Source organism: Kitasatospora sp. NPDC058162 (assembly GCF_042884005.1).
Classification (GTDB): Bacteria; Actinomycetota; Actinomycetes; order Streptomycetales; family Streptomycetaceae; genus Kitasatospora.
The window spans coordinates 355724-381819 of record NZ_JBHVUS010000003.1; the positions used below are offsets into that span (position 1 = coordinate 355724).

Genomic DNA, 26096 nt, shown 5'->3' on the forward strand with positions numbered 1-26096 from the left:
CGACGAACCGACCGGCGCCGGTCAGTACGCGAACAGCGAGGCCTTGGACGCGAGGTCCAGGAAGTACTGCGGCAGCAGGCCCAGGCCCAGCGTGACCAACACGCCCAGCCCGATCGCGGTCGCCGTGAAGGCGCTCGGGATCGCCACCGTCGGACCGCCCGGCTGGGGGTCGGAGAAGAACATCAGCACGATCACCCGGATGTAGAAGAACGCGGCCACCGCCGAACTCAGCACACCGACGATCACCAGCGGCGTCGCCCCGCCGGCCGCCGCCGCCTGGAACACCGCGAACTTCCCGGTGAACCCGGAGGTCAGCGGGATCCCGGCGAAGGCCAGCAGGAACAGCGCGAACACCGCCGCCACCAGCGGCGAGCGCCGCCCCAGCCCCGCCCAGCTGGACAGGTGGGTCGCCTCCCCCTTGGAGTCGCGCACCAGGGTGACCACGGCGAAGGCGCCGAGCGTCACGAAGGAGTACGCCGCCAGGTAGAACAGCACCGAGGACAGGCCCTGCTTGTTGACCGCGATCACCCCGGTCAGAATGAACCCGGCGTGCGCGATCGAGGAGTACGCCAGCAGCCGCTTGACGTCCTGCTGGGTCACCGCCAGCACCGCGCCCACCACCATGGTCAGGATCGCCACGCCCCACAGCACCGGCCGCCAGTCCAGCCGCAGGCCCGGGAAGGCCACGTAGAACAGCCGCAGGAACGCCCCGAACGCGGCGACCTTGGTGGCCGCGGCCATGAAGCCGGTCACCGGGGTCGGCGCACCCTGGTAGACGTCCGGGATCCAGGAGTGGAACGGCACCGCGCCGACCTTGAACAGCAGCCCCACCGCCAGCATCGCCAGACCGGTCAGCAGCAGCGCGTCGCTCTGGGTGCTGCTCAGCTGCGCCGGGGTGGTCATCGCCTTGCCGGCGATGACGTCCGCGATGTCGCCGAGCTTCACGCTGCCGGCGTAGCCGTACAGCAGCGCGGTGCCGAACAGGAAGAACGCCGAGGCGAAGGCGCCCAGCAGGAAGTACTTGACCGCCGCCTCCTGGGACAGCAGCCGGCGGCGCCGGGCCAGCGCGCACAGCAGGTACAGCGGGAGGGAGAAGACCTCCAGCGCCACGAACATGGTCAGCAGGTCGTTGGCGGACGGGAAGAGCAGCATCCCGCCGACCGCGAACATGGTCAGCGGGAACACCTCGGTGGTGGCGAAGCCGGCCCGGACCGCGGCCCGCTCCTGCTCCCCGCCGGGGGTGGCGGAGGCCTGGGCGGCGAAGGCGTCGGCGGGCAGGCCGCCCGCCTTGGGCTCCAGCTTCCGCTCGGCGTAGGTGAGCACCGCCACGACGGCGACCAGCAGGATCACGCCCTGGAGGAACAGCGCCGGGCCGTCCAGCGCGACCGACTCCATCGCCAGCAGGTCGATCCGCGGCGCGCCGTGGCCCTGGGTCGCCAGCACCACCACGGCGACGAACGCGCCGACCAGCGCGGCCAGCGCCAGCGAGACCTGGGTCCAGTGCCGCAGCCGGCGCGGGACGAAGGCCTCGACCAGGACACCGGCCACGGCGGCGCCGAAGACCACCAGCATCGGGGACAGTTGGCCGTACTCGATGTGCGGGGCCGGGATGCTCGGGGTGTTGCCGCCGACGGCGGCGAGCACTGCGGTGGCACTCACTTCTGCTCACCTCCTGAGGTGGCGGCGACCGGGTGGGCCGGCGCCGGATCGGTCCGGTGGACCTGCGAGAGCGTCGCGTCCACCGAGGGGTTCACCAGGTCGGTGAGCGGCTTGGGGTAGACGCCGAGCAGGATCGTCAGCGCCACCAGCGGTGCCACCACGGCCAGTTCGCGGACCTTGAGGTCGGGCATCGCGCGCACGCCCTCCTTCACCGGACCGGTCATGGTGCGCTGGTACAGCAGCAGGGCGTACAGCGCGGCCAGCACGATGCCGAAGGTGGCCACGATGCCGATCGCCGGGTAGCGGGTGAAGGTGCCCACCAGCACCAGGAACTCGCTGACGAACGGGGCCAGCCCCGGCAGCGACAGGGTCGCCAGGCTGCCGATCAGGAAGGTCCCGGCGAGCACCGGGGCGACCTTCTGCACGCCGCCGTAGTCGGCGATCAGCCGCGAGCCGCGGCGCGAGATCAGGAAGCCGGCCACCAGCATCCACGCGGCGGTGGAGAGGCCGTGGTTGACCATGTAGAGGGTCGCGCCGCTCTGCCCCTGACTGGTCATCGCGAAGATGCCCATGATGATGAAGCCGAAGTGCGAGATCGAGGCGTAGGCGACCAGCCGCTTGATGTCCTTCTGGCCGACCGCCAGCAGCGCGCCGTAGACGATCCCGATCAGCGACAGCACCAGGATCGCCGGGGCGAAGGTCTTCGAGGCGTCCGGGAACAGCCCGAGGCAGAAGCGCAGCATCGCGAAGGTGCCGACCTTGTCCACCACGGCGGTGATCAGCACCGCGGTGCCGGCCGTCGCCTCGCCCATCGCGTTCGGCAGCCAGGTGTGCAGCGGCCACAGCGGGGCCTTCACCGCGAAGGCGAAGAAGAAGCCCAGGAACAGCGCGTTCTGCGCCGTCCCGGACAGCTTCAGACTGCCGTCGGCGATCGCCCGGGTGAGGGTCGGCAGGTCGAAGGTGCCGAAGCCCTGGTCCTGGGCGATCACGTACAGCCCGATCACCGCGGCCAGCATCACCAGGCCGCCGAGCAGGTTGTACAGCAGGAACTTGACGGCCGCGTAGGAGCGCTGGCGCGCCGACTCGGGGCCGCCGGCCCGGTCGCCGAAGCCGCCGATCAGGAAGTACATCGGGATCAGCATGGCTTCGAAGAACACGTAGAACAGGAAGACGTCGGTGGCGTAGAAGGAGACCACCACCATCGCCTCCACCGCCAGGATCAGGGCGAAGAAGGCCTGGGTGCGTCGTTTGTTCTCGAAGCTGCCGTCGGGGCCCGGCGCGGCCGGGTCGGCGTCGTGCCAGGAGGCCAGCATCACCATCGGCACCAGGACGGCCGTCAGCAGGGCCAGCACCGCGCCGATGCCGTCCACGCCGAGCGAGAAGGTGATGCCGAAGGAGCGGATCCAGCTGTACGACTCGGTCAGCTGGAACCGGGCGCCGTGCGGGTCGAACCGCAGCGCCACCAGGGCGGCCAGCACCAGGGTCACCCCGGACACGGCCAGCGCGACGGTCTTGATGGTGCGCCGCCGGGCCTCGTTCGACCCGGCGGGCAGGGCGGCGGTCAGCACCGCGCCGGCCGCCGGGACGGCGCAGGTGGTGGTCAGCAAAACGCTCATGCCACTCCTCCCCCGCGGGTTGTGGATTCCTTGTCCATTACACGGACCTCATCAGGAGAGTGGTGGCGACCAGCACCAGCGTGCCGCCGAACATGGACAGCGCGTACGAGCGGACGAAGCCGTTCTGCACCCGCCGCAGCCGGCCGGACAGGCCCCCGATGAGGGCGGCCAGGCCGTTGACGAAGCCGTCCAGGCCGCGGCTGTCGAAGTAGACCAGGGTCGCGGCGAGCGCCGAGCCCGGCCGCACCAGCACGGCGTGGTTGAAGTCGTCCTGCAGCAGGTCGCGGCGGGCCGCCCGGGTGAGCGGGGAGCCGACCGGCGGCACCACCGGGACGGGCGAGCGCCCGTACATCAGGTACGACAGGCCCACCCCGGCCAGCATGCAGGCCGTGGTCAGTCCGGTGACCGTCCAGGAGCCGAGCGGGGAGTTGCCCTCGCTGTGGCCGGTGACCGGCTCCAGCCACTTCAGGAAGGAGTCGTGGAAGGCGAACAGCCCGCCCGCGAACACCGAGCCGAAGGCCAGCAGGACCATCGGGATCACCATGGTCCTCGGCGACTCGTGCGGGTGCGGGAGCTTGCCCTCCGCGTCGGGCTGCCAGCGCTTCTCGCCGAAGAAGGTCAGCAGCATCACCCGGGTCATGTAGAACGCGGTGACGGCCGCGCCGACCAGCGCGCACAGGCCGAGGATCCAGCCCTCGGTGCCGCCCTTGGCGAAGGCCGCCTCGATGATCTTGTCCTTGGAGAAGAAGCCGGACAGACCGGGGAAGCCGATGATGGCGAGGTAGCCGAGGCCGAAGGTGGCGAAGGTCCACGGCATCTTCCGCCACAGGCCGCCGTAGTGGCGCATGTTCACCTCGTCGTCCATGCCGTGCATGACCGACCCGGCGCCGAGGAACAGCCCGGCCTTGAAGAAGCCGTGGGTCACCAGGTGCATGATCGCGAAGACGTAGCCGATCGGGCCGAGCCCGGCCGCCAGCACCATGTAGCCGATCTGCGACATGGTCGAGCCGGCCAGCGCCTTCTTGATGTCGTCCTTGGCACAACCGACGATCGCACCGAACAGCAGCGTCACCGCACCGACCACCACCACGGCGGTCCGGGCGTCCGGCGCCAGGTCGAAGATCGCCGAGGAGCGGGTGATCAGGTAGACGCCGGCGGTCACCATGGTGGCCGCGTGGATCAGGGCCGAGACCGGGGTCGGGCCCTCCATCGCGTCCCCGAGCCAGGACTGCAGCGGCACCTGCGCCGACTTGCCGCACGCGGCCAGCAGCAGCATCAGGCCGATCGCCGTCAGCTTGCCCTGGCTCGCCTCGTGCGCCGCGCCGACCGCGCCCTCCGAACCGAGGATCGGCGTGAAGGCGAAGGAGCCGAACTCCGCGAACATCAGCATGATCGCGATCGACAGGCCCATGTCGCCGACCCGGTTGACCAGGAACGCCTTCTTCGCCGCCGTCGCCGCGCTCGGCTTGTGCTGCCAGAAGCCGATCAGCAGGTACGAGGCCAGGCCCACGCCCTCCCAACCGAAGTACAGCAAAAGGTAGTTGTCCGCGACCACCAGCAGCAGCATGGCGGCCAGGAACAGGTTCAGGTACGCGAAGAAGCGGCGCCTGCGCTCGTCGTGCGCCATGTAGCCCACCGAGTACAGGTGGATCAGCGTGCCCACCCCGGTGATCAGCAGCACGAAGGTCATCGACAACTGGTCGAGCCGGAACGAGACGTCGGCCTGGAAGGCGTTCACCGGCACCCAGCTGAACAGGTGCTTCGTCACCGCCCGGTGCTCGGCGTCCCGGCCCAGCATGTCCGAGAACAGTGCCAGGCCGAAGCCGAACGAGAGCGCGGCGAGCGCGGTGGCCAGCCAGTGGCCGAAGCGGTCGAATGCCCGACCGCCCAGGAGCAGCAGGGCGGCACCGGCCAGCGGGGCCGCCACCAGCAGCGGAATGAGAGAGTTCACCGAAGGCCCTCCGCCTACAGCTTCATCAGATTGCTGTCGTCGACCGAAGCGGAGTGCCTGGTCCGGAAGATGGAGACGATGATGGCGAGGCCGACCACGACCTCGGCCGCCGCGACCACCATGGTGAAGAAGGCGATGATCTGGCCGTCCAGGGTCCCGTGCAGCCGGGAGAACGTGACCAGTGCCAGGTTCGAGGCGTTCAGCATCAGCTCGACGCACATGAACAGCACGATCGCGTTCCGCCGGATCAACACCCCGGACGCGCCGATGGTGAACAACAGGGCCGACAGATAAAGGTAGTTGACCGGATTCACCGCTCCCCCTCCTGATCGCCCTCACGGCTGCCCTCGGCACCCGCACCGGCCGGCGCCGGCTCCAGGGACTTGCGCGGAGCCGCCACCGCCGGGCGCTCCGAGGACGGCCGGCCCAGCCAGTCCGACGTGCTGTTCTCCAGCTCCGCCATCCGCCGCAGCATCTCCTGGCTGACGTCCCGCACCTGGCCGCGCTCGCGCAGCGTCGCCATCACCGAGTCCTCCGCGATCGTGCCGTCCGGCAGCAGCCCCGGCACGTCCACCGCGTTGTGCCGGGCGTACACACCCGGGGCCGGCAGCGGCGGCACCTGGATGTTGTCCCGCACCCGCTGCTCCGCCAGCTCGCGCTGGGTCTTCGGCGCCTTCACGTGCTCCCGGTGGGTCAGCACCATCGCGCCGATCGCCGCGGTGATCAGCAGCGCGCCGGTGACCTCGAAGGCCCACACGTAGCGGGTGAAGATCAGCCGGGCCAGGCCCGGCACATTGCCCTCGCCGTTCGCCTCGGTCAGCCCGGTGAAGTGGTCCAGCTTCGCGTTGGCGATGCCCGCGATCAGCAGCACCCCGAAGCCCAGCCCGCACAGCACCGCCGCGAACCGCTGGCCCTTCAACTGCTCCTTCAGGGAGTCCTCGCTGGTCACGCCGACCAGCATCACCACGAACAGGAACAGCATCATGATCGCGCCGGTGTAGACCACGATCTGCACCACGCCCAGGAACACCGCGCCCTCGGCCATGTAACAGACCGCCAGCGCCATCATCGTCGCCGCCAGGCAGAGCGCGCTGTGCACCGCCTTGCGCATCAGCAGCATGCCCAGCGCGCCGCCGACCGCGATCACCGCGAGCACCCAGAACTGGACGGCCTCACCCGTGGAGGTCGTCCCGCTCGCCGCCGCCAGCTGTGCGATCACTGCCGCACCTCCTTGTCCCGGTCGGTGCGCTCCTGCTGGACCGTCCCCGGCGCCGCCGCGGTGATCTCGCCCCGGTAGTACGCGCCCTCGTCGGTGCCCGGGAAGATCTCGTGCGGGCTGTCGACCATGCCCTCGGACAGGCCCACCAGCAGCTGCTCCTTGGTGAAGATCAGGTCCTTGCGGGAGGAGTCGGCCAGCTCGTACTCGTTGGTCATGGTCAGCGCCCGGGTCGGGCAGGCCTCGATGCACAGCCCGCACAGGATGCAGCGGGCGTAGTTGATCTGGTACACCGCGCCGTAGCGCTCACCCGGCGAGTAGCGCTCCTCGTCCCGGTTGTCCGCGCCCTCCACGTAGATCGCGTCGGCCGGGCAGGCCCACGCGCACAGCTCGCAGCCGACGCACTTCTCCAGGCCGTCCGGATGCCGGTTCAGCTGGTGGCGGCCGTGGAAGCGCGGAGCGGTGGGCTTCTTCTGCTCCGGGTACTGCTCGGTCAGCCGCTTCTTGAACATGGCCTTGAAGGTCACGCCGAAGCCGGCGGCCGGGCCGAGGATCGACGGCCGGTCGGCCCGCTCGGGCCGGCCCGTCTGGTCGGACGACATCGCGGATCAGCTCCCTTCGGTATGGTCGGCCCCGTTGAGGGCGTCCTGGAGTTGCTTCTTGGCCCGACTCGGCCTGCGCGGCACCGGCGGGAGCACCTGCCCGGGCAGCGGCGGCACCGGGTACCCGCCCGCCATCGGATCGAACTCCCCACTGGGAGGCGCCGGTTGCTCCTCCCCGGACTCCTTCCGGAAGAAGTCCCGGACCAGCACCAGCAGCAGGACCACGCCGACCGGCGCGCCCACGTACAGCACCACGTCGCCGAAGCCGTAGCCCTCGTTGCGCAGCGCCCGCACGCTGGCGATCAGCACCAGCCACACCAGCGAGACCGGGATCAGCACCTTCCAGCCCAGCTTCATGAACTGGTCGTAGCGCAGCCGCGGCAGCGTGCCGCGCAGCCAGATGAAGAAGAACAGCAGCAGCTGGATCTTCAAGGTGATCCACAGCATCGGCCACCAGCCGTGGTTGGCGCCCTCCCAGAAGGTCGACACCGGCCACGGGGCCCGCCAGCCGCCCAGGAACAGGGTCGAGGCCACCGCCGAGACCGTCACCATGTTGACGTACTCGGCCAGCATGAACATCGCGAACTTCAGCGAGGAGTACTCGGTGTTGAAGCCGCCCACCAGCTCGCCCTCGGCCTCCGGCAGGTCGAACGGCGCCCGGTTGGTCTCCCCGACCATCGCGATGATGTAGACGATGAACGACACCGGCAGCAGCACCGCGAACCACTTCGGCTGCTGGTGCGCCACGATCTCCGAGGTCGACATCGACCCGGAGTAGACGAACACCGCCGCGAAGGACAGGCCCATCGCGATCTCGTAGCTGATCATCTGCGCCGAGGAGCGCAGCCCGCCCAGCAGCGGGTACGTCGAACCCGAGGACCAGCCCGCCAGCACGATGCCGTAGATGCCCACCGAAGCCGTCGCCAGCACGTACAGCAGCGCCACCGGGAAGTCCGTCAGCTGCAGCGGCGTCCTGGTCCCGAAGATGGACACCTCGTTGCCGGGCGGACCGAACGGGATCACCGCGAAGGCCATGAACGCCGGGATCGCGCAGACGATCGGGGCCAGGATGTAGACCACCTTGTCCGAGCCCTTGACCACCAGGTCTTCCTTCAGCGCCAGCTTCACGCCGTCCGCCAGCGACTGCAGCAGGCCCCACGGCCCGTGCCGGTTCGGCCCGATGCGCAACTGCATCCAGGCCACCACCTTGCGCTCCCAGACGATCGCCACCAGCACCGTCAGCAGCAGGAAGACGAAGCAGAACACCGCCTTCAACAGCACCAGCCACCACGGGTCCTGGCCGAAGAAGTGGAGCGTCTCGTACGGCTGCGGAGTCGTCGTCATCGGACCTCCCCTTCCCGGGCCCCGGCCGCGGCGGCGGCCGGCGCGAGCTCGGCCGCGGCGATCGTCACCAGATGGCCGACGGTGGTGCCGAGCGCGCGGTGGGCGCCGCCCGGCGTGGAGTTGAGCGGGATCCAGACCGTACGGTCCGGCACCGAGTCGGTGACCTCCAGCGGCAGGACCAGCGACCCCGCCGGACCGGTCAGCCGCAGCGCCCCGGCGGCGTCCGCCCCGACCTCCTTCGCGGTGGCCGAGGAGACCCGGGCCACCGCCCGGTGCCGCGTCCCCGCCAGATGCGGATCGCCGTACTGCAGCGAGCCCTCGTCCAGCAGCAGGCGCCAACCCGCCAGCACCGCCTGGCCGGTGGCCGGGCGCGGCAGCACACCGGGGTGCGCCGCCGGATCCGCCGCGCGGTCACCCCGCCACGGCTCGAAGCGGTCCAGCTCCAGCCGGGCCGCCCGCACGTCCGCCAGACCCAGCCGGTGCCCCAGCGCGTCCGCCAGCATCGCCAGCACCCGCAGGTCCGACTGGAGGTGACGGCCCATCTGCTGGTCCGGCTTGAGCGCGGCCTCGAACATCCGCACCCGGCCCTCCCAGTCCAGGAAGGTCCCCGCCTTCTCCGCCACCGCCGCCACCGGCAGCACCACGTCCGCCCGCGCGGTCACCGCCGAGGGCCGCAGCTCCAGCGACACCACGAACGGCACCGCCGCCAGGGCCTCCCCGGCCAGCGCCGGATCCGGCAGGTCGTCCGGATCCACCCCGCCGACCAGCAGCGCGTCCAGGTCGCCGCGCGCGGCCGCGGTCAGGATCTGGCCGGTGTCCCGGCCCGGGCGCGACGGCAGCTCCGCCACCCCCCACACCGCGGCCGCCTCCGCCCGCGCCGCCTCGGCCGCCACCGGACGGCCGCCCGGCAGCAGACCCGGCAGCGCACCCGCCTCCACCGCCCCGCGCTCCCCGGCCCGGCGCGGCACCCAGGCCAGCGCCGCCCCGGTCGCGTGCGCCAGCCGCAGCACCGCCGTCAACGCGCCCGGCACCGACGCCAGCCGCTCACCCGCCAGGATCACCGCGCCCGGCAGCCGCAACAGCTCGGCCGCCCGCCCCGCGTCATCGCTCAACGGCTCGTCCGCCGCCAGCGCCGCGAACCACTCCGGCTCCGTCCCCGGCGCCGCCGGCAGCAGCGCACCGCGCAGCTTCGCCAGCCCCCGGGAGGCGAACGACGCCACCGAGAACACCTTCAGGCCGCCCGCCCGGGACGCCTTGCGCAGCCGCAGGAAGACGATCGGCGACTCCTCCTCCGGCTCGAACCCCGCCAGCAGCACCGCCGGAGCCTGCTCCAGCCGCTCGTAGGTCAGGCCCGAGCCGTCCACGTCCACCCCGCGCCCGGCGACCGCCGCGGCCAGGAAGTCCGCCTCCTCACCGCTGTGCGGCCGGGCCCGGAAGTCCACGTCATTGGTGCCCAGCACCACCCGGGCGAACTTCGCGTACGCGTACGCGTCCTCCACCGTCACCCGGCCACCCGCCAGCACACCCGTACGGGCCCCGCGCAGCCCCTCCGCCACCCGGGCCAGCGCCTCCGGCCAGGAGGCGGGCACCAGCTCGCCGTCCACCCGCACCAGCGGGGTCGTCAGCCGGTCCCGCTGCTGGGCGTAGCGGAACGCGAACCGGCCCTTGTCGCAGTTCCACTCCTCGTTCACCGCCGGGTCCTCGCCCGCCAGCCGGCGCAGCACCTTGCCCCGCCGGTGGTCGGTGCGCTGCGCGCAGCCTGCCGAGCAGTGCTCGCACACGCTCGGCGAGGACACCAGGTCGAAGGGGCGCGAGCGGAAACGATAAGCCGCCGAAGTCAGCGCGCCCACCGGGCAGATCTGGATGGTGTTCCCGGAGAAGTACGACTCGAAGTCGTCCCCCTCCCCGGTGCCGACCTGCTGCAGCGCCCCGCGCTCCACCAGGTCGATGAACGGGTCCCCGGCGATCTGCTGCGAGAAGCGGGTGCAGCGCGCGCACAGCACGCAGCGCTCCCGGTCCAGCAGCACCTGGCTGCTGATCGGCAGCGGCTTCGCGTAGGTGCGCTTCATCCCCTCGAAGCGGGAGTCCGCCGCGCCGCTGCTCATCGCCTGGTTCTGCAGCGGGCACTCGCCGCCCTTGTCGCAGACCGGGCAGTCCAGCGGGTGGTTGATCAGCAGCAGCTCCATCACGCCGCGCTGCGCCTTCTCGGCCACCGGCGACGTCAGCTGGGTGCGCACCACCATGCCCTCGGCGACCGGGATCGTGCAGGAGGCGACCGGCTTGCGCTGGCCCTCGACCTCCACGATGCACTGCCGGCAGGCGCCGGCCGGGTCCAGCAGCGGATGGTCGCAGAAGCGCGGGATCTGGGTGCCGACGGTCTCGGCGGCCCGGATCACCAAGGTGCCCTTGGGGACCTTCACTTCGACGCCGTCGATGGTGAGCGTGACCAGTTCGACCGCGGTGTCGGGGGCGGTTGGCTCAGTGATCGTCACGCGTGCACCTCCCTCTCGGTGGCGGACTGGTGGCCGGGGCGGGGGCCGTCGGCCCAGACGGTGGAGGCGGCCGGGTCGAACGGGCAGCGGCGCTCGGCCAGGTGCTGCTCGTACTCGGCCCGGAAGTGCTGGAGCGAGGAGACGATCGGGCTCGCCGCGCCGTCGCCCAGCGCGCAGAAGGACTTGCCGTTGATGTTGTCGGCGATGTCGAGGAGCTTCTCCAGGTCCCCCTCGACGCCCTCGCCCGCCTCGATCCGCTTCAGCAGCTGGACCAGCCAGTAGGTGCCCTCCCGGCAGGGGGTGCACTTGCCGCAGGACTCGTGGGCGTAGAACTCCGTCCAGCGGGTGACCGCCCGCACCACGCAGGTGGTCTCGTCGAAGACCTGCAGCGCCTTGGTGCCGAGCATCGAACCGGCCGCGCCGACGCCCTCGTAGTCCAGCGGGACGTCGAGGTGCTCGTCGGTGAACATCGGGGTGGAGGAGCCGCCCGGGGTCCAGAACTTCAGCCGGTGCCCGGCCCGGACGCCGCCGCTGAGGTCCAGCAGCTGGCGCAGGGTGATGCCCAGCGGCGCCTCGTACTGGCCCGGGTTGGTCACGTGGCCGGAGAGCGAGTACAGCGTGAAGCCCGGGGACTTCTCGGTGCCCAGGCCCTTGAACCACTCCTTGCCGCGGGCCAGGATCGGCGGCACCGAGGCGATCGACTCGACGTTGTTGACCACCGTCGGGCAGGCGTACAGGCCGGCGATCGCCGGGAACGGCGGGCGCAGCCTCGGCTGGCCGCGGCGGCCCTCCAGCGAGTCCAGCAGCGCCGTCTCCTCGCCGCAGATGTACGCGCCGGCGCCGGCGTGCACGGTGATGTCCAGGTTCACCCCGGACCCCTGGATGTCGCGGCCCAGCAGCCCGGCCGCGTACGCCTCGGCGACCGCCGCGTGCAGCCGGCGCAGCACCGGGACGACCTCGCCGCGCAGGTAGATGAACGCGTGGTCGCAGCGGATCGCGTAGGAGGCGATGATCATGCCCTCGATCAGCGCGTGCGGGTTGGCGAACAGCAGCGGGATGTCCTTGCAGGTGCCCGGCTCGGACTCGTCCGCGTTGACCACCAGGTAGTGCGGCTTGCCGTCGTTCTGCGGGATGAACTGCCACTTCATCCCGGTGGGGAAGCCCGCGCCGCCGCGGCCGCGCAGGCCGGAGTCCTTGACCAGGGCGATCACGTCGTCCGGGGGCATGGCGAGGGCCGCCTTGAGGCCCTCGTAGCCGTGGTGGCGGCGGTAGGTGGCGAGGGTCCAGGGGCGGCTGTCGTCCCAGGAGTCGGAGAGGACGGGGGTGAGCAGCTTCTCGGCCGGCTCGGCGGAGGTCATCACGCTTCGGTCCCTTCCTGGCCGGTGCCGGTGGCTTCGGTGCCCTTGGCTTCGGTGCCCTTGGCTTCGGGGCCGGTTCCGGTGCCTTCGTGGCTGGTGGCTTCGGGGCCGGTGCCGGTGGCTTCGGGGCGGGGGGCCTCGTGGCGGGGGGCGACCACCTTGGTGCCGCCGGTGCCGGGCAGGGCCTCGCCGCGGGCCAGCCGCAGACCGGCCAGCGAGGGGCCGCCGCCGGCGCCGGACTCGTCGTTGGCGCCCGGGCGCTCGTCCGGGAAGCCCGCCAGGATCCGGGCGGTCTCCTTGAAACCGCACAGCCGGGCGCCGCGGGTGGGCCGCACCTCGCGGCCGGCCCGCAGGTCGTCGACCAGCCGGCGGGCGCTCTGCGGGGTCTGGTCGTCGAAGAACTCCCAGTTGACCATCACCACGGGGGCGTAGTCGCAGGCGGCGTTGCACTCGATGTGCTCGATCGAGATCTCACCGTCCTCGGTGGTCTCGTTGTTGCCGATGCCCAGGTGCTCCTGCAGGTCGGCGAAGATCCGGTCCCCGCCGAGCACCGCGCACAGGGTGTTGGTGCAGACCCCGACGTGGTACTTCCCGGCCGGGCGCCGCCGGTACATCGTGTAGAAGGTGGCGACGGCGGTGACCTCGGCCGTGGTGAGCTCCAACTGCTCGGCGCAGAACCGGATCCCGGTCCGGCTGACGAAACCCTCCTCGGCCTGCACCAGGTGCAGCAGCGGCAGCAGCGCTGAACGGGCCTGCGGGTAGCGTCCGATCAGCTCGGCGGCGTCGGCGGCCAGCCGGGCGCGCACCTCCTCGGGGTACGGCGGGGCCGGCATCGCCGGCAGTCCCAGTTCGACGTCCGTCACCGGTCCACGCCTCCCATCACCGGGTCGATCCCGGCCACCGCGACGATCACGTCGGCCACCTGGCCGCCCTCGCACATCGCCGCCATCGACTGCAGATTGGTGAACGACGGGTCCCGGAAGTGCACCCGGTACGGGCGCGTCCCGCCGTCGCTGACCACGTGCACGCCCAGCTCGCCCTTCGGCGACTCGACCGCCGCGTACGCCTGGCCCACAGGGACCCGGAAGCCCTCGGTGACCAGCTTGAAGTGGTGGATCAGGGCCTCCATCGAGGTGCCCATGATCTTGCGGATGTGGTCGAGCGAATTGCCCATCCCATCCGGGCCGACGGCCAGTTGGGCCGGCCAGGCGATCTTCTTGTCGGCCACCATGACCGGGCCCGGGCGCAGCCGGTCCAGGCACTGCTCGACGATCCGCAGCGACTGCTTCATCTCCTCCAGCCGGATCAGGAAGCGGCCGTAGGAGTCGGCGGTGTCCGCGGTCGCGACCTCGAAGTCGTAGTCCTGGTAGCCGCAGTACGGGTCGGTCTTGCGCAGGTCGTGCGGCAGGCCGGCGGCGCGCAGGATCGGGCCGGTGGCGCCGAGGGCCAGGCAGCCGGCCAGGTCCAGGAAGCCGACGTCGACCAGGCGGGCCTTGAACACCGGGTTGCCGGTGGCGAGTTTGTCGTACTCGTGCATCCGGGAGCGGAAGGTGCGGACCGCCTCGCGGATCTGGTCGACCGCGCCGGGCGGCAGGTCCTGGGCCAGGCCGCCCGGGCGCACGTACGCGTGGTTCATGCGCAGGCCGGTGACCAGCTCGAAGACGTCCAGGATCAGTTCGCGGTCCCGGAAGCCGTAGATCATCAGGGTGGTGGAGCCGATCTCCATGCCGCCGGTGGCCAGGCAGACCAGGTGCGAGGCGATCCGGTTGAGCTCCATCATCATCACCCGGATGACGCTGGCCCGGTCCGGGACGTCGTCGGTGATGCCGAGCAGCTTCTCGACCGCCAGGCAGTAGGCGGTCTCGTTGAACAGCGGGGTCAGGTAGTCCATGCGGGTCACGAAGGTGGTGCCCTGGACCCAGTTGCGGAACTCCATGTTCTTCTCGATGCCGGTGTGGAGGTAGCCGATGCCGCAGCGGGCCTCCTTCACCGTCTCGCCGTCGATCTCCAGGATCAGCCGCAGCACGCCGTGGGTGGACGGGTGCTGGGGGCCCATGTTGACGATGATGCGTTCGTCGTCGGCCCGGCCGACCGCCTCGACCACCTCGCCCCAGTCGCCGCCGGTGACGGTGAAGACCCGGCCCTCGGTGGTGTCGCGGGCGTGCGCCTCCTCGGCCCCGCCGGGGGTGTCCGCGCCGGTGTCCGCGGGGGCTTCCCCGTGGGCTTCGTGGGCCTCGTGGGGGGCCTCTTCGAAGTGCTGGGTGCTCATCAGCTGTACGACCTCCGCTGGTCGGGTGCCGGGATCTGGGCGCCCTTGTACTCGACGGGGATGCCGCCGAGCGGGTAGTCCTTGCGCTGCGGGTGGCCCAGCCAGTCGTCCGGCATCATGATCCGGGTCAGCGCCGGGTGGCCGTCGAAGACCAGGCCGAAGAAGTCGTAGGCCTCGCGCTCGTGCCAGTCGTTGGTCGGGTAGACGCTCACCACCGAGGGGATCCGCGGGTCGGCGTCCGGCGCGGTGACCTCCAGCCGGATCAGCCGGCCGTGGGTGATCGAGCGCAGGTGGTAGACCGCGTGCAGCTCGCGACCCCGGTCGCCCGGGTAGTGCACCCCGCTCACCCCCAGGCACAGTTCGAAGCGCAGCGCCGGATCGTCGCGCAGGATCCGCACCGCCTTCAGCAGGTGGGTGCGGTCGAGGTGGAAGGTGAGCTCGCCGCGGTCGACCACGGTCTTCTCGATCACCTCGACCGGATCCAGGCCCTGCTCCTCCAGCGCGCCCTCGAACTCGTCGGCGACCTCGTCGAACCAACCGCCGTACGGGCGTTCGCTCGGACCGGGCAGCACGATCGGGGCGGCCAGACCACCGAAGCCGGAGGTGTCGCCGGTGCCGGCGGCACCGAACATGCCCTGCCGGCGGCCGACCACCTCGACCGGGATCTCGCGGACCGGCTGCTCGCGGCGGGTCTCGGGTACCTGCTCGTTCATCGCAGCTGCCCCCGCATCTCGCTGATCGGGGTCGCCTTGAGGGCCAGGGCCTCGCCCAACTCCTCGGCGCGGCGCCGGTTCACGCCCAGCGGCTCGTGCTGGATCTTGTCGTGCAGCTTCAGGATGGCGTCCATCAGCATCTCCGGTCGGGGCGGGCAACCGGGCAGGTAGATGTCCACCGGGACGATGTGGTCGACGCCCTGGACGATCGCGTAGTTGTTGAACATCCCGCCGGAGGAGGCGCAGACGCCCATCGAGATGACCCACTTGGGGTTGGCCATCTGGTCGTACACCTGGCGCAGCACCGGGGCCATCTTCTGACTCACCCGACCCGCCACGATCATCAGATCGGCCTGCCGGGGGGAGCCCCGGAAGACCTCCATGCCGAACCGAGCCAGGTCGTAGCGGCCGGCGCCGGTGGTCATCATCTCGATCGCACAGCAGGCCAGACCGAAGGTGGCCGGGAAGAGTGACGCCTTGCGCACCCAGCCGGCGGCCGTCTCCACGGTCGTGAGCAGAAAGCCGCTCGGCAGCTTCTCCTCGATTCCCATCAGATCCCTCTCAATGCCCTCAAGTCCTCTGGTACGTCCGGCGATGCGCCCGCGGAGCGTCCGGGGGAACGTCCGGCCCGTCCGAGCTTGTCCGCTCGTTCACAAGGGCGGCGGCGCCACCCCTGCCTCAGTCCCACTCCAGGCCGCCGCGGCGCCAGACGTAGGCGTACGCGACGAAGACGGTGGCGATGAACAGGAGCATCTCGACCAACCCGAAGATCCCCAGGGAGTCGAAGGTCACCGCCCAGGGGTAGAGGAAGACGATCTCGATGTCGAAGACGATGAAGAGCATCGCCGTCAGGTAGTACTTGATCGGGAACCGACCGCCGCCCACGGGCTGCGGGGTCGGCTCGATGCCGCACTCGTACGCCTCCAACTTGGCCCGGTTGTAGCGCTTGGGGCCGGTGAGTGAGGCCATCACGACGGAACCGACCGCGAACGCCGCCGCGATGGCACCGAGTACGAGGATCGGCGCGTAGGCATTCATAGCCTCCGCTCCCTCCGTCCAGTCGTCCTTGACTGCAGATCGGAACCGGCGGGTCACAGTGAGGTGAACCCGCGTTCCAGTTCCCGAGATCCACCTCATGTGAGGCAGTTCACAAAGCCTGGAACGAGCGCATCCTATGCCCGGTGGCTTGTGATCTGCGACACGCAGTTCATCGTCATCTTTGTGATCTACGACACCATGTGAATGGTGGCGAATGTGAACATGCCCAGAGTTGTCAACGCAAAGGAGTCAAATGGTCACAAGCAGTCGCATTCATCTTGGAAGCGGCTGGTCAGGGGCGCGTTCCTATATCAACTGTGCTTCGTGGATAGCAAATTTCAAGGCGCCATGTTGACGTGTTATAGGGGCTCACTCGGAGGGGTGGTGGGGGGATGAACGCTTGCTTGACCCTTCGTTCACAAGCGCGCGATGTTGTCGTGGGGATCTCCCCCTCCCCCCTCCCCCCCTCCCCCACCCCACCCGCCGCCCGCCGCCCGCCGCCCGCCGCCCGCCGCCCGCGCCAGGGTTGCCCACCTGCCGCCGGTGTCACCTGCGCTGGGCCGGCCGGTCCCAGCGCGGGGCTGCTGCGCGCTCGCAGCCCTGGCAGCCTGTGGGCCCCTGGGGGCCTGCCCTCCTCCTCCGCCTCCGCCTCACTTGCCGCCCTCGCGGCTCCGCCTCCCGTGTCGGGCAGGCCCAACTTCCGATGCGGCCCTCGAACCTCTCGGCCCGCCTCCGCCTCCCTCCGCCCCGCCTCCGCCTCCCTCCGCCCCGCCTCCTTCTCCCTCTCAGGCCCCGCCCTTGTGCGGGCCGCCTCCTCTGTCCGCTCTCGCCCTTCGGGCCAGGGGCCGGCTACCGGTTGCCGACTGCCTGTTCCCACACCCAGCTCGCGACGCCCACCCGGTTACGGGCGCCGAGCTTGCGCTGAATGTTGGCGAGGTGGTTCTTCACCGTTCCCGGTGAGATGAAGAGCCCGGCGCCGATCTCGGCGTTGGTCGCTCCATCGGCCACCAGCTCAGCGATCTCCCTTTCTCTCTCGGTCAGTTCTTCCACCGGGCCGGCTATCAGCGGGCCCGGCACCCCGGCGCCGCCTGCGGCCCCGGACGCCGGGGCGGATCCCGGCAGCGCCATGTGCTGAAGCAGCCGCACGGTGACCTGCGGGCTGATCAATGCGTCCCCGGCCATCGCCGCTCTGACCGCCTCGATCAACAGGACCGGCCCCGAACGCTTGAGCAGGAACCCAGCCGCACCATGGCGCAAGGCCGTGTGCACGTACTCGTCCAGGTCGAAGGTGGTCACCACGATCACCTTGCATTGGCCGGCCAGCTGCCGCGTGACCTCCAGACCGTCGAGCTTCGGCATCCGAATGTCCGCGAGCACCACGTCCGGCCGTAGCCTCTTCGCTTCCTGCACCGCCGCGGCACCGTCCGACGCCTCGGCCACCACCGTCATGTCCGGCTGGACGTCCAGGATCATCCTGAACGCGCTGCGGATGTCCGCCTGGTCATCGGCGACCAGGATCCGGATCGGCTTTGCGCTGTTGCTCATCCGCTCTTCTCCCCTGCACCCGCGCTCGTCCTCATCGAGGTCTCCGGCTGCTCCGGTTCCTCCCGCCCTGCCAATGGCAGCCTCGCCGTCACGCGCCAGGCCTGCTGCTCGTACGCTCCCGCCTCGAAGGTGCCGCCGAGCGCCTCGACCCGAGCCGCCAGGCCCGGCAGTCCGCTGCCGCCACCGTGTCGGGGCCTGCTGTCCGCCCCCGGTGCTCGGCCGTCGTTCGTCACGGTCAGCTCCAGCCACACACCTACGCGGCGTGCCTGGACGTCGATTCGGCGAGCTCCATGGGCATGCCGCCGGACGTTGGTCAGAGCCTCGACGACGATCCGGTGGATCGTCCCTCCCAGCTCCCTCGGAACCGGTTGGTCCGGCAGGTCCATCCGGACTTCCGCGCCGCCCGAGGCGGTGAACCGCTCGGCCACCTCGGCGAGTTCCGAGAGCCCCGGCTGTGGGCCGCGCCCCGTCCCCTCCTCCGTGCGCAGCAGTTGGACCGTCCGGTCGAGCGATGCCAGGGCCCGCTGCCCGGCCTGCTCTATCCGTTCGAACATGGCGACCGCTCGGGCCGGGTCGACCGAGGCCAGGTAGGCGCCGGCCTGGGCCTGGGCGACCATGCCACTGACGTCGTGCGCCACGAAGTCGTGCAAGTCGTGGGCCAGTTCGAGCCGCTGGGCACGCCTGGCCTCGACCACCGCCTTGTTGCGCCCCTCGTCCAGGCCCCGCAGGTAGAGCCCGATCAGGACGGCCGGCAGGGAGAGCATCGAGCCGAAGCCGAAGATCGTGAGTACGTCCCCGGGCCCTTCGACGAAGGAGAACCTGGTCAGCCAGAGAGCGATTGCTCCGCACGCCGTCCAGGCCGCCGCCGCGCACCGTGGGCCGTCCTCGCCGCGCAGGGTGATGATCACCGACAGCAGCAGGACGGCGAGTTCGACCAGGCCCAACAGCCCGGCCCAGCGGTCCCCCTCCGCCCAGCGGCCGAGGATCCAGACCGCGACCGTGACCGCGACCGACGACGCACCGAGCGCCGAGGTCACCACCGCCGTGCCGTAGCGCCTCCGTGCCAACCAGGCCGGCGGCGCCAGGACCAGGACGACCCCGGACAGGATCTGAGTCATCGTCATCACCTCTCCTCGACTCTTCGACTGCCGTCACACTACGGCGCCGCCAGGGCGGCACGCCTGTGCCGATCGGCATATTTCAAAGGCCGGTTGAGCAGGAGGAACAGCCCGATCGGCATCTGCCACCGGGCCTCTCCGGCCGCCAGTCTTGAGACATCGCACCGGCCACGGGGGCCGGGGCCGAAGGGAGTCCACCACCATGTCGAAGCTCATGATCAACGCCCGCACCGCCACCCATCGGGTCGAGGCCCCCGCCCCGGACGTCCCGCCCGCCCCGCGCTGCGCCCGGATCGCCGCCAAGGCCGCCGTCCTCAGCACGCTTCCCTCGGGGCTGTGGCGGATCGTCTTCGGTTTCGGCGTCCCGCTCGGCTTCAGCGGCGCGACGGCTGCGGCGTTCGCCGCACACCAGCCGGGCTGGGGCACTGTCTACTGCGTGGCGCTGAGCGCCCTGACGGAGGCGCTGGCCTTCCTGACCGTGGGTCTGGTCCGGCCCTGGGGGCAGGTGGTGCCGCGCTGGATCCCGCTGATAGGCGGCCGGAGGGTGCGCCCGCTGTTCGCCGTCGTTCCGGCTCTGTTGGGCTCGCTCGTTCTGACCAGGCTGGGGCTGCTCGCCCTGTTCGGCGGCTGGGCCGGGAACCTGGCCGACGCGGATTCACCGCACGGTTTCGGCGCCCTGGTGATGACGCTCGCCTACCTGCCCCTGGTCGCCTGGGGCCCGCTGCTCGGCGCGGTCACCATCGACTACGCCCGCCGGACGCTGTGGCGGCGCCGGTGACGAGGGCGCGGTTCACACCGGGGACGGCTCCCGGCTCGACCCCACCGAGTCTGGTGTGTTCTCGCTGCCAGCCGTGGCCGAGCGCGGCGCGGGAGCGGTCCGCCGGCCCCATTCGGTCGCGATCAGCACCAGGGCTCCGCCGATCAGGGCGAGCGGACCCATCCGGTTCCCGGCCACCGTGATGCCGAAGACGGCGGCCCACAGCGGTTCGGTACCGAGCAGCAGGCTCACCCGGGACGGCGAGGTGGCCCGGACGGCCCACATCTGAACGAAGAAGGCGAACAGGGTGCAGAACAGGGACAGATGCAGCAGCCAGGCCCACTGGCCGGCCCCGTACGAGCGGGCGACCGTCCACGGCGCGGGCCCGACGGACAGCGCGACGACGGCGAACACTCCGGTGGCCACCGCGAGTTGGACCCAGGTGACGGCGAGCGTGTCGGTGTCGCGGATGGCCCGGGTGCGGGCCATCGCCAGGACGTACGCCGAGCGGACGAGGGCGGCGCCCAACACCAGAAGGTCACCGAGGGTCGGAGGGCGCAGCCCGCCGTCACCGGTGAGCAGGGCGACGCCCAGAACGGCCAGCCCGGCGGCCGCGAGGAAGGCCCGCGGCGGTGCGGTGCGGGCAAGGGCGCTCTCGCCGAGCGGGGTGAGCACCATCGCGAGGCTGATGATCAGCCCGGCATTGGTCGCGGAGGTGTGCACGGCGCCGTAGGTCTCCAGCAGGAAGATCCCGCTGAGGACGACGCCCAGACCGGCGCCGCCGAGCCACTCGGCGCGGCTCAGCTTCCGAAGGGAGCGCCAGGCGACCAGTCCGAGCACCGGCAGGACCAGCCCGAAACGCAGGACGAGCATGGCCACGACCGTCTCCGGTTCGGCCACCCGCTGGACGGCGAGGAAGCTCGACCCCCACACCACTGCCACCAACAGGACCGGCAGATCACGAAGGACCGATGAGGACGAGGACAGGGAGGCACGCATGAGGAGGATCCCTCCGTACGAACGGAACCGGCGGGTGCGCGGACCGTACGGCGTCGGACGGACCCGGGAGCTGGGCGTGTGGCTCAGCGGCGGACGAGGCGAAGGGTGGAACAAGGAGGCGCCATCTTCGCGCACCGGGCCGCCGGTGATCAATGCCCCCGCCAGGTGCCGGCGGGTCAGGAGGCGAGCAGGCCGTTCGTCTCGGCGATGGCCTCGATGTCGGCTGGGGTGCCGGACATGATGACCCGGACGTGCTCGGTGACGAGCTCGGCCGGCCAGTCCCACCAGGCGGCACGGAGGAGGCGTTCGATGTCGGCGTCGTCGAAGCGGCGCCGGATCGGACGGGCGGGGTTGCCGCCGACGATCGTGTAGGGCTCGACGTCGGCGGTGACCACCGCGCCGGCCGCGATGATCGCCCCGTCGCCGATCCGGATGCCGGGCAGGACGGTGGCGCCGAAGCCGAACCAGACGTCGTTGCCGACCACGGTGTCGCCACGGCTGGGCAGGCCCGTGACGATGTCGAGGGTCTGCTCGGTCCAACTGCCGCCGAACATCGTGAAGGGGAAGGTGGAGACGCCGATGGTCGGATGGGCGGCCCCGGCCATCAGGAAGCGGGTGCCGGTGGCGATCGCGCAGTACTTGCCGATCACCAGCCGTTCGGGGCCGTAGGCGTAGAGGACGTTGCGCTCCTCGAAGCGGGTGGCTCCGTCGGGGTCGTCGAAGTAGGTGTACTCGCCGACCTCGATCCGCAGGTCGGTGACGAGCGGGCGCAGCAGGACCACCCGGTCGTGGCCGGCGAGTGGGTGGAGGGCGGTCGGGTCGGGGACGGCACGGGTGGTCACACAGGCTCCTCTCGTAATGCGACTTGAGTCGCATTACGATGAGCATGGCACGACCCCCACCCCACAGCAAGCCTTAATGCGACTGGAGTCGACTTTGAGCGAGGCCATCAACCCCGGCCAGCAGCCCCGCACCCCGACCTCTCGCCCGGGCGGCCGCAGCGCCCGGGTCCGCGGGGACGTGGTCGCCGCCACGCTCGCCGAGGTCACGGAGAAGGGGTACGACGGCCTCACCGCCGAGGCGGTCGCGGCCCGGTCCGGCGTCCACAAGGCGACCCTCTACCGGCGATGGGGCGGAGTGGACGGCCTGGTCGCCGACGCCCTGACCGCCTCCGCCGACCAGCCCTGGCCGCTACCCGACACCGGAGACCTCCAGGAGGACCTCCGCCGGATCACCCAGGAGGTGTTCAGTGTCTTCACGGACCCGGAGCGGGGCTCCACCCCCACCGCACTGATCTCCGCCGCCCAGCGGTCCGACACCGGCGCGGCCGCCCTGCGCGACTTCTTCGCGACCCGCCACCGCCAGGCCGCCGAGGTGGCCGAACGGGCCGTCGCCCGCGGCGAATTGCCGGCCGGGACGGAGGGCGCCGAGGTGATCAGGGCCGCCACCGCCCCGCTTTACTACCGGCTGTTCGTCACCGGCGAACCGTTGGACGCCCGCTCCGCCGAGCGGGCCGCCGACGCCGCCGCGCTCGCCGCCCGCGCCGGACTGTTCACATCCACCCCGACCGGCCCCGCCGACGCCGACACCACCCCTGACAACACCCTCGACAGCGCCCGCGGCGCCGCGCCGACCGACCCGATCCCGTAGCCGCAGCCCCGGCTCCGAACCCCCACGCCGGCACCAGCACCAGCCCACGCGAGGGCCGCCGAACACCCTCACCCCAAAGCGCACATGACGCTCACTCAGCACCGACGGCCGAAGGAGCCACTGCCACCCCACCCCCTACCGAAGACCCATCCGGCCGTGGATGATTCCTCCATGACAAGCACGCCGTCCACCACCCCACGGAAGGCCCGTCACGTGAATCGCAAGCACTGGGCACTGGTTGCCGCCGCCACCCTCCTCCCGCTCGCGGCGAGCACCGGCACGGCCGTTGCGGCCCCCTCCGGCGCCACCCCCGCCCAGAGCGCGGCCTGCACCTACACACCCGCCGTCCCGGCCGACAATTTCAAGGGCATCCCGGTCTTCGACGCCGAGAAGGCCGCCCGCCCGTACCACGCGACCCTGCGGACCAATCAGGGCCCGATCACCTTCGAAGCACTGACCGACAAGGCGCCCTGCACCACCTTCTCGTTCCGTTTCCTCGCCGAGCACGACTACTTCGACCGCAGCCACTGCCACCGGCTCACCACCCAGCGGATCTACGTCCTGCAGTGCGGTGACCCGACCGGGACGGGCAGCGGCGGACCGGGCTACTCCTTCCCGGACGAGAACCTGACCGGCGCCACCTACCCGGCCGGCACCGTGGCCATGGCCAACGCCGGTCCGAACACCAACGGCAGCCAGTTCTTCATCGTCTGGAAGGACACCAAGCTCTCCCCCGCCTACACCCCGTTCGGCCGGGTCACGGCTGGCCTGGACGTCCTGCAGAAGATCGCCGCCGCCGGCGAGGACGACCAGAACAGCCCCGGCGACGGCTACCCCAACGTCCCGGTGAACATCCGCCACGTGAAGATCAGCAAGCACTGACCGACCCGGGCCGACAACTGAACAGCGAGCATCGAGCAGCGAGCATCGAACACCGGCGAAGGAGGTGCGCCGGGCCGGGCGCACCGGTCCGGCTCACCCCCGCTGCCGCTCCCGTACGGTGGCAGCACCAACGACACCGCAGGGGAGCAGCACCGCATGGACAGCCGGATCTGGGAGAGCGTCGACCACCTGGTCGCATGGCTGGACGAGCACAGCACGCAGTCACCGCAGGAGGAGCGCCTACTGCGGCTGCTCAAGCTCTCCGAGGAGATCGGCGAGGTCGGCGCGGCGGTGATCGGCGCCACCGGCCAGAACCCGCGCAAAGGCGTCACCCACACCTGGGAGGACGTCCAGCACGAGCTCTGCGACGTCGTGTTCAGCGCCCTCGTCGCCCTACGGACGCTCACCCCCGACGCGGCCCGGGTGTTCGACGAGCGCCTCGCCTACGTCGAGCAGCGCTCCGCCGCCTCCCGCGACACGGCGGAAGGGGAGACGGCAGAACAGGAGACGCCGGAACCGAAGACGGCACCGGAGCCGCGCTAGGTCGGCGGGGCACCGGGCCGCCCCGGCCCCCACCCCGTCCACCGCGACCACATCCGCGACCGCAACTCGCAGGCGCGAGCGCCGGAATCAGGCGTTCGGCGCGACCTTCGCCAGCCCGTTGATCACGCGGTCCATGGCGTCGCCGCCCTGGGGGTCGGTGAGGTTGGCGAGCAGCTTGAGGGTGAAGCGCATCAGCAGCGGTCGGGGCAGGCCGTGCTGGGCGGCGAGCTGCATCACCTTGGGGTTGCCGATGAGCTTCACGAAGGCGCGGCCGAGCGTGTAGTAGCCGCCGTACACGTCCTTGAGGATGCGCGGGTAGGCGTGCAGGGCGCGCTCGCGGCCGCCGTCGGTGAGGCGGGCGTGGGCCTGCACGATGACGCCGGCGGCGATCTGGCCGGATTCCATCGCGTAGGCGATGCCCTCGCCGTTGAACGGGTTGACCATGCCGCCCGCGTCGCCGACGAGGAGCAGACCGCGGGTGTAGTGCGGCTGCCGGTTGAAGGCCATCGGCAGGGCGGCGCCGCGGATCGGCTCGGTCATGTTCTCGGGGGTGTAGCCCCACTCCGCCGGCATGCTCGCGCACCAGGCCTTGAGCACCTCGCGCCAGTCGAGTTCGCCGAACGCGGGCGAGGAGTTGAGGATGCCGAGGCCGACGTTGGAGGTGCCGTCGCCCATGCCGAAGACCCAGCCGTAGCCGGGCAGCAGCTTGCGCTGGCCGCCGCGGGTGTCCCACAGCTCCAGCCAGGACTCCAGGTAGTCGTCGTCGTGGCGCGGCGAGTTGAAGTAGGTGCGGTAGGCGACGCCCATCGGGCGGTCCTCGCGGCGGTGCAGGCCCATGGCGAGGGAGAGCCGGGTGGAGTTGCCGTCGGCGGCGACGACCAGCGGGGCGCGGAAGGTGACCGGCCGCTTCTCCTCGCCGAGCTTGGCGGTGACGCCGATGATCCGGCCGGTGCGGTCGTCCAGGACCGGGCCGCTGACGTTGCAGCGCTCGTAGAGCCGGGCGCCGGCCTTCTCGGCCTGACGGGCGAGCAGTTCGTCGAAGTCTGCGCGCTTGCGGACCAGGCCGTAGTCGGGGAAGGAGGCCAGCTCGGGCCAGTCCAGCTCCAGCCGGACGCCCCCGCCGATGATGCGCAGGCCCTTGTTGTGCAGCCAGCCGTTCTCGGTGGAGACGTCGATGCCCATGTCCACCAGCTGCTTGGTGGCGCGCGGGGTGAGGCCGTCGCCGCAGACCTTCTCGCGCGGGAAGGCGGTCTTCTCCAGCAGCAGTACGTCCAGCCCGGCCTGGGCGAGGTAGTACGCGGTGGTGGAGCCGGCCGGGCCCGCGCCGACCACGATGACGTCGGCGGTGCTCTCGACCGTGCTGTCCGGCTTCGTCAGATCGGCTGCGGTCTCGGACACGTGGACACACTCCTGGAGCTGCGGCGGGGGGATGGCGGCTTTTGTCTCCGGCAGTCTAGTTCCGCTCACGCCGCCGGAAACGCCCGAGTCCCGGACGGAAACCCGCTCGCCCCCGGCGGGAACACCCGTCTCCCCGACCCGAACGCCGGCCTCCCCGACCCGAACGCCGGCCCCACCGCACGCGCCCCGCCCGGCTACGCCTGCTTGTACCCGCGGTGCAGCGCGACGATCCCGCCGGTCAGGTTCCGCCAGGCGACCTTCGACCAGCCGCTCTCCTGCATCCGCGCGGCCAGCGCGGGCTGGTCCGGCCAGACCCGGATGGACTCGGCGAGGTAGACGTACGCGTCGGGGTTGCTGCTGACGGCGGTGGCGACGGGCGGCAGCGCGCGCATCAGGTACTCGGTGTAGACAGTCCGGAACGGCGTCCAGGTCGGCGTGGAGAACTCGCAGATCACCAGCTTGCCGCCGGGCTTGGTGACCCGGTGCATCTCGCGCAGCGCGGCGTCGGTCTCATGGACGTTGCGCAGGGCGAAGGAGATCGTCACCGAGTCGAAGGTGTCGTCCGCGAAGGGCAGCCGGGTGGCGTCGCCGGCGGTGAGCGGCAGCTCGGGGTGGCGGTGCTTGCCCTCGGTGAGCATGCCGACCGAGAAGTCGCACGGGACGACCTTGGCCCCGGCCTCGACGAAGGGCAGCGAGGAGGTGCCGGTGCCGGCTCCGAGGTCGAGCACGAGGTCCCCGGGTCCGGCGGCGACAGCCTCGGCCACCGCCCGGCGCCAGGCGCGGGCCTGGCCGAGGGAGAGCACGTCGTTGGTGAGGTCGTACTTGGCCGCGACGTCGTCGAACATGGCGGCGACTTCGTGCGGCTGCTTGTCCAGAGAGGCTCGGGTCACGCCCCCATTGTTCACCCTGTGACGGACACCCCGACCAACGGGGCACACCTAGGGAG

General features: G+C 71.1%; 24 protein-coding genes. 4 read left to right on the forward strand and 20 right to left on the reverse strand.

The annotated features are described in order from the left end of the window. Positions 1-21 precede the first annotated feature (21 nt). The 16 genes from nuoN to ACFVXG_RS08115 form a co-directional block, all read right to left on the reverse strand. Complete coding sequence (nuoN, locus tag ACFVXG_RS08040) at positions 22-1659, reverse strand: NADH-quinone oxidoreductase subunit NuoN (RefSeq protein WP_387925411.1); 1638 nt, start codon at positions 1657-1659, stop codon at positions 22-24. Next, entirely contained in the window at positions 1656-3275 is a 1620-nt protein-coding gene (locus ACFVXG_RS08045; RefSeq protein ID WP_387925412.1) for an NADH-quinone oxidoreductase subunit M, read from the reverse strand. The genes nuoN and ACFVXG_RS08045 overlap by 4 nt, the downstream gene beginning before the upstream one ends. A gap of 37 nt (positions 3276-3312) precedes the next feature. Next, positions 3313-5226: an NADH-quinone oxidoreductase subunit L gene (gene nuoL, locus ACFVXG_RS08050; RefSeq protein ID WP_387925414.1), complete on the reverse strand. Its 1914-nt coding sequence runs from the start codon at positions 5224-5226 to the stop codon at positions 3313-3315. A gap of 14 nt (positions 5227-5240) precedes the next feature. Continuing rightward, positions 5241-5540 carry an NADH-quinone oxidoreductase subunit NuoK gene (gene nuoK, locus ACFVXG_RS08055; RefSeq protein ID WP_188309222.1) on the reverse strand — a complete coding sequence of 100 codons (300 nt, stop codon included), beginning with the start codon at positions 5538-5540 and terminating at the stop codon, positions 5241-5243. Further along, the gene (locus ACFVXG_RS08060; RefSeq protein ID WP_387925762.1) at positions 5537-6442 is read right to left on the reverse strand and encodes an NADH-quinone oxidoreductase subunit J; all 906 of its coding nucleotides are present in this window, start codon (positions 6440-6442) and stop codon (positions 5537-5539) included. Before ACFVXG_RS08060 ends, nuoK begins: the two co-directional genes overlap by 4 nt. Further along, a complete protein-coding gene (gene nuoI / locus ACFVXG_RS08065) occupies positions 6442-7044 on the reverse strand; it encodes an NADH-quinone oxidoreductase subunit NuoI (RefSeq protein ID WP_387925416.1) in 603 nt (200 codons plus the stop codon). The genes ACFVXG_RS08060 and nuoI overlap by 1 nt, the downstream gene beginning before the upstream one ends. A 6-nt stretch (positions 7045-7050) precedes the next feature. Further along, complete coding sequence (gene nuoH / locus ACFVXG_RS08070) at positions 7051-8388, reverse strand: NADH-quinone oxidoreductase subunit NuoH (protein ID WP_387925418.1); 1338 nt, start codon at positions 8386-8388, stop codon at positions 7051-7053. Beyond that, a complete protein-coding gene (locus tag ACFVXG_RS08075; protein ID WP_387925419.1) occupies positions 8385-10880 on the reverse strand; it encodes an NADH-quinone oxidoreductase subunit G in 2496 nt (831 codons plus the stop codon). Before ACFVXG_RS08075 ends, nuoH begins: the two co-directional genes overlap by 4 nt. Further along, positions 10877-12238 carry an NADH-quinone oxidoreductase subunit NuoF gene (gene nuoF, locus ACFVXG_RS08080; RefSeq protein WP_387925421.1) on the reverse strand — a complete coding sequence of 454 codons (1362 nt, stop codon included), beginning with the start codon at positions 12236-12238 and terminating at the stop codon, positions 10877-10879. The genes ACFVXG_RS08075 and nuoF overlap by 4 nt, the downstream gene beginning before the upstream one ends. After that, complete coding sequence (nuoE, locus tag ACFVXG_RS08085) at positions 12238-13071, reverse strand: NADH-quinone oxidoreductase subunit NuoE (protein ID WP_387925764.1); 834 nt, start codon at positions 13069-13071, stop codon at positions 12238-12240. The genes nuoF and nuoE overlap by 1 nt, the downstream gene beginning before the upstream one ends. A gap of 26 nt (positions 13072-13097) precedes the next feature. Further along, positions 13098-14507, reverse strand: coding sequence for an NADH-quinone oxidoreductase subunit D (locus ACFVXG_RS08090; protein WP_387925423.1), 1410 nt, complete (start codon positions 14505-14507; stop codon positions 13098-13100). After that, positions 14507-15220, reverse strand: coding sequence for an NADH-quinone oxidoreductase subunit C (locus ACFVXG_RS08095; RefSeq protein WP_350505041.1), 714 nt, complete (start codon positions 15218-15220; stop codon positions 14507-14509). The genes ACFVXG_RS08090 and ACFVXG_RS08095 overlap by 1 nt, the downstream gene beginning before the upstream one ends. Continuing rightward, positions 15217-15771: an NADH-quinone oxidoreductase subunit B family protein gene (locus tag ACFVXG_RS08100; protein ID WP_031079294.1), complete on the reverse strand. Its 555-nt coding sequence runs from the start codon at positions 15769-15771 to the stop codon at positions 15217-15219. Before ACFVXG_RS08100 ends, ACFVXG_RS08095 begins: the two co-directional genes overlap by 4 nt. A 127-nt stretch (positions 15772-15898) precedes the next feature. After that, entirely contained in the window at positions 15899-16258 is a 360-nt protein-coding gene (locus tag ACFVXG_RS08105; protein ID WP_188306789.1) for an NADH-quinone oxidoreductase subunit A, read from the reverse strand. 849 nt (positions 16259-17107) lie between these two features. Continuing rightward, positions 17108-17803, reverse strand: a complete 696-nt coding sequence (locus tag ACFVXG_RS08110) for a response regulator (protein WP_387925426.1) — start codon at positions 17801-17803, stop codon at positions 17108-17110. After that, entirely contained in the window at positions 17800-18927 is a 1128-nt protein-coding gene (locus tag ACFVXG_RS08115) for a sensor histidine kinase (RefSeq protein WP_387925428.1), read from the reverse strand. The genes ACFVXG_RS08110 and ACFVXG_RS08115 overlap by 4 nt, the downstream gene beginning before the upstream one ends. 196 nt (positions 18928-19123) lie before the next feature. Here ACFVXG_RS08115 and ACFVXG_RS08120 point away from each other — a divergent pair, with 196 nt between their 5' ends. After that, positions 19124-19699, forward strand: a complete 576-nt coding sequence (locus ACFVXG_RS08120; protein ID WP_387925430.1) for a hypothetical protein — start codon at positions 19124-19126, stop codon at positions 19697-19699. Positions 19700-19711: 12 nt separating this feature from the next. Here ACFVXG_RS08120 and ACFVXG_RS08125 read toward each other — a convergent pair whose 3' ends face one another. Next, positions 19712-20677, reverse strand: a complete 966-nt coding sequence (locus tag ACFVXG_RS08125) for a DMT family transporter (RefSeq protein ID WP_387925432.1) — start codon at positions 20675-20677, stop codon at positions 19712-19714. Between the two features lie 176 nt (positions 20678-20853). Then, positions 20854-21519 (reverse strand): CatB-related O-acetyltransferase, encoded by a 666-nt coding sequence (locus ACFVXG_RS08130; protein ID WP_387925434.1) that lies wholly within the window; start codon positions 21517-21519, stop codon positions 20854-20856. A gap of 94 nt (positions 21520-21613) precedes the next feature. Between ACFVXG_RS08130 and ACFVXG_RS08135 the strand changes: the two genes are divergently transcribed. The 3 genes from ACFVXG_RS08135 (at position 21614) to ACFVXG_RS08145 (ending at position 23752) form a co-directional block, all read left to right on the forward strand. After that, positions 21614-22327, forward strand: a complete 714-nt coding sequence (locus tag ACFVXG_RS08135) for a TetR/AcrR family transcriptional regulator (protein ID WP_387925436.1) — start codon at positions 21614-21616, stop codon at positions 22325-22327. Between the two features lie 213 nt (positions 22328-22540). After that, a complete protein-coding gene (locus ACFVXG_RS08140) occupies positions 22541-23209 on the forward strand; it encodes a peptidylprolyl isomerase (RefSeq protein ID WP_387925438.1) in 669 nt (222 codons plus the stop codon). 156 nt (positions 23210-23365) lie between these two features. Further along, on the forward strand, positions 23366-23752 hold the full coding sequence (locus ACFVXG_RS08145; protein WP_387925440.1) for a MazG-like family protein: 387 nt from the start codon (positions 23366-23368) through the stop codon (positions 23750-23752). Between the two features lie 87 nt (positions 23753-23839). On the opposite strand, the gene ACFVXG_RS08150 is transcribed toward ACFVXG_RS08145, so the two are convergent. Continuing rightward, positions 23840-25129, reverse strand: coding sequence for a geranylgeranyl reductase family protein (locus ACFVXG_RS08150; protein WP_350505137.1), 1290 nt, complete (start codon positions 25127-25129; stop codon positions 23840-23842). A gap of 215 nt (positions 25130-25344) precedes the next feature. Beyond that, positions 25345-26040 (reverse strand): demethylmenaquinone methyltransferase, encoded by a 696-nt coding sequence (locus ACFVXG_RS08155; protein WP_387925441.1) that lies wholly within the window; start codon positions 26038-26040, stop codon positions 25345-25347. Positions 26041-26096: the final 56 nt, after the last annotated feature.

Excerpts from the sequence above, each read along its gene's own strand:
- ACFVXG_RS08045 (WP_387925412.1), bottom strand. The coding sequence starts at position 3,275 with ATGAGCGTTTTGCTGACCACCACCTGCGCCGTCCCGGCGGCCGGCGCG.
- nuoI (WP_387925416.1), bottom strand. The coding sequence starts at position 7,044 with ATGTCGTCCGACCAGACGGGCCGGCCCGAGCGGGCCGACCGGCCGTCG.
- nuoH (WP_387925418.1), bottom strand. The coding sequence starts at position 8,388 with ATGACGACGACTCCGCAGCCGTACGAGACGCTCCACTTCTTCGGCCAG.
- nuoF (WP_387925421.1), bottom strand. The coding sequence starts at position 12,238 with ATGACCTCCGCCGAGCCGGCCGAGAAGCTGCTCACCCCCGTCCTCTCC.
- nuoE (WP_387925764.1), bottom strand. The coding sequence starts at position 13,071 with ATGCCGGCCCCGCCGTACCCCGAGGAGGTGCGCGCCCGGCTGGCCGCC.
- ACFVXG_RS08090 (WP_387925423.1), bottom strand. The coding sequence starts at position 14,507 with ATGAGCACCCAGCACTTCGAAGAGGCCCCCCACGAGGCCCACGAAGCC.
- ACFVXG_RS08095 (WP_350505041.1), bottom strand. The coding sequence starts at position 15,220 with ATGAACGAGCAGGTACCCGAGACCCGCCGCGAGCAGCCGGTCCGCGAG.
- ACFVXG_RS08100 (WP_031079294.1), bottom strand. The coding sequence starts at position 15,771 with ATGGGAATCGAGGAGAAGCTGCCGAGCGGCTTTCTGCTCACGACCGTG.
- ACFVXG_RS08105 (WP_188306789.1), bottom strand. The coding sequence starts at position 16,258 with ATGAATGCCTACGCGCCGATCCTCGTACTCGGTGCCATCGCGGCGGCG.
- ACFVXG_RS08110 (WP_387925426.1), bottom strand. The coding sequence starts at position 17,803 with ATGAGCAACAGCGCAAAGCCGATCCGGATCCTGGTCGCCGATGACCAG.
- ACFVXG_RS08115 (WP_387925428.1), bottom strand. The coding sequence starts at position 18,927 with ATGACGATGACTCAGATCCTGTCCGGGGTCGTCCTGGTCCTGGCGCCG.
- ACFVXG_RS08120 (WP_387925430.1), top strand. The coding sequence starts at position 19,124 with ATGTCGAAGCTCATGATCAACGCCCGCACCGCCACCCATCGGGTCGAG.
- ACFVXG_RS08125 (WP_387925432.1), bottom strand. The coding sequence starts at position 20,677 with ATGCGTGCCTCCCTGTCCTCGTCCTCATCGGTCCTTCGTGATCTGCCG.
- ACFVXG_RS08145 (WP_387925440.1), top strand. The coding sequence starts at position 23,366 with ATGGACAGCCGGATCTGGGAGAGCGTCGACCACCTGGTCGCATGGCTG.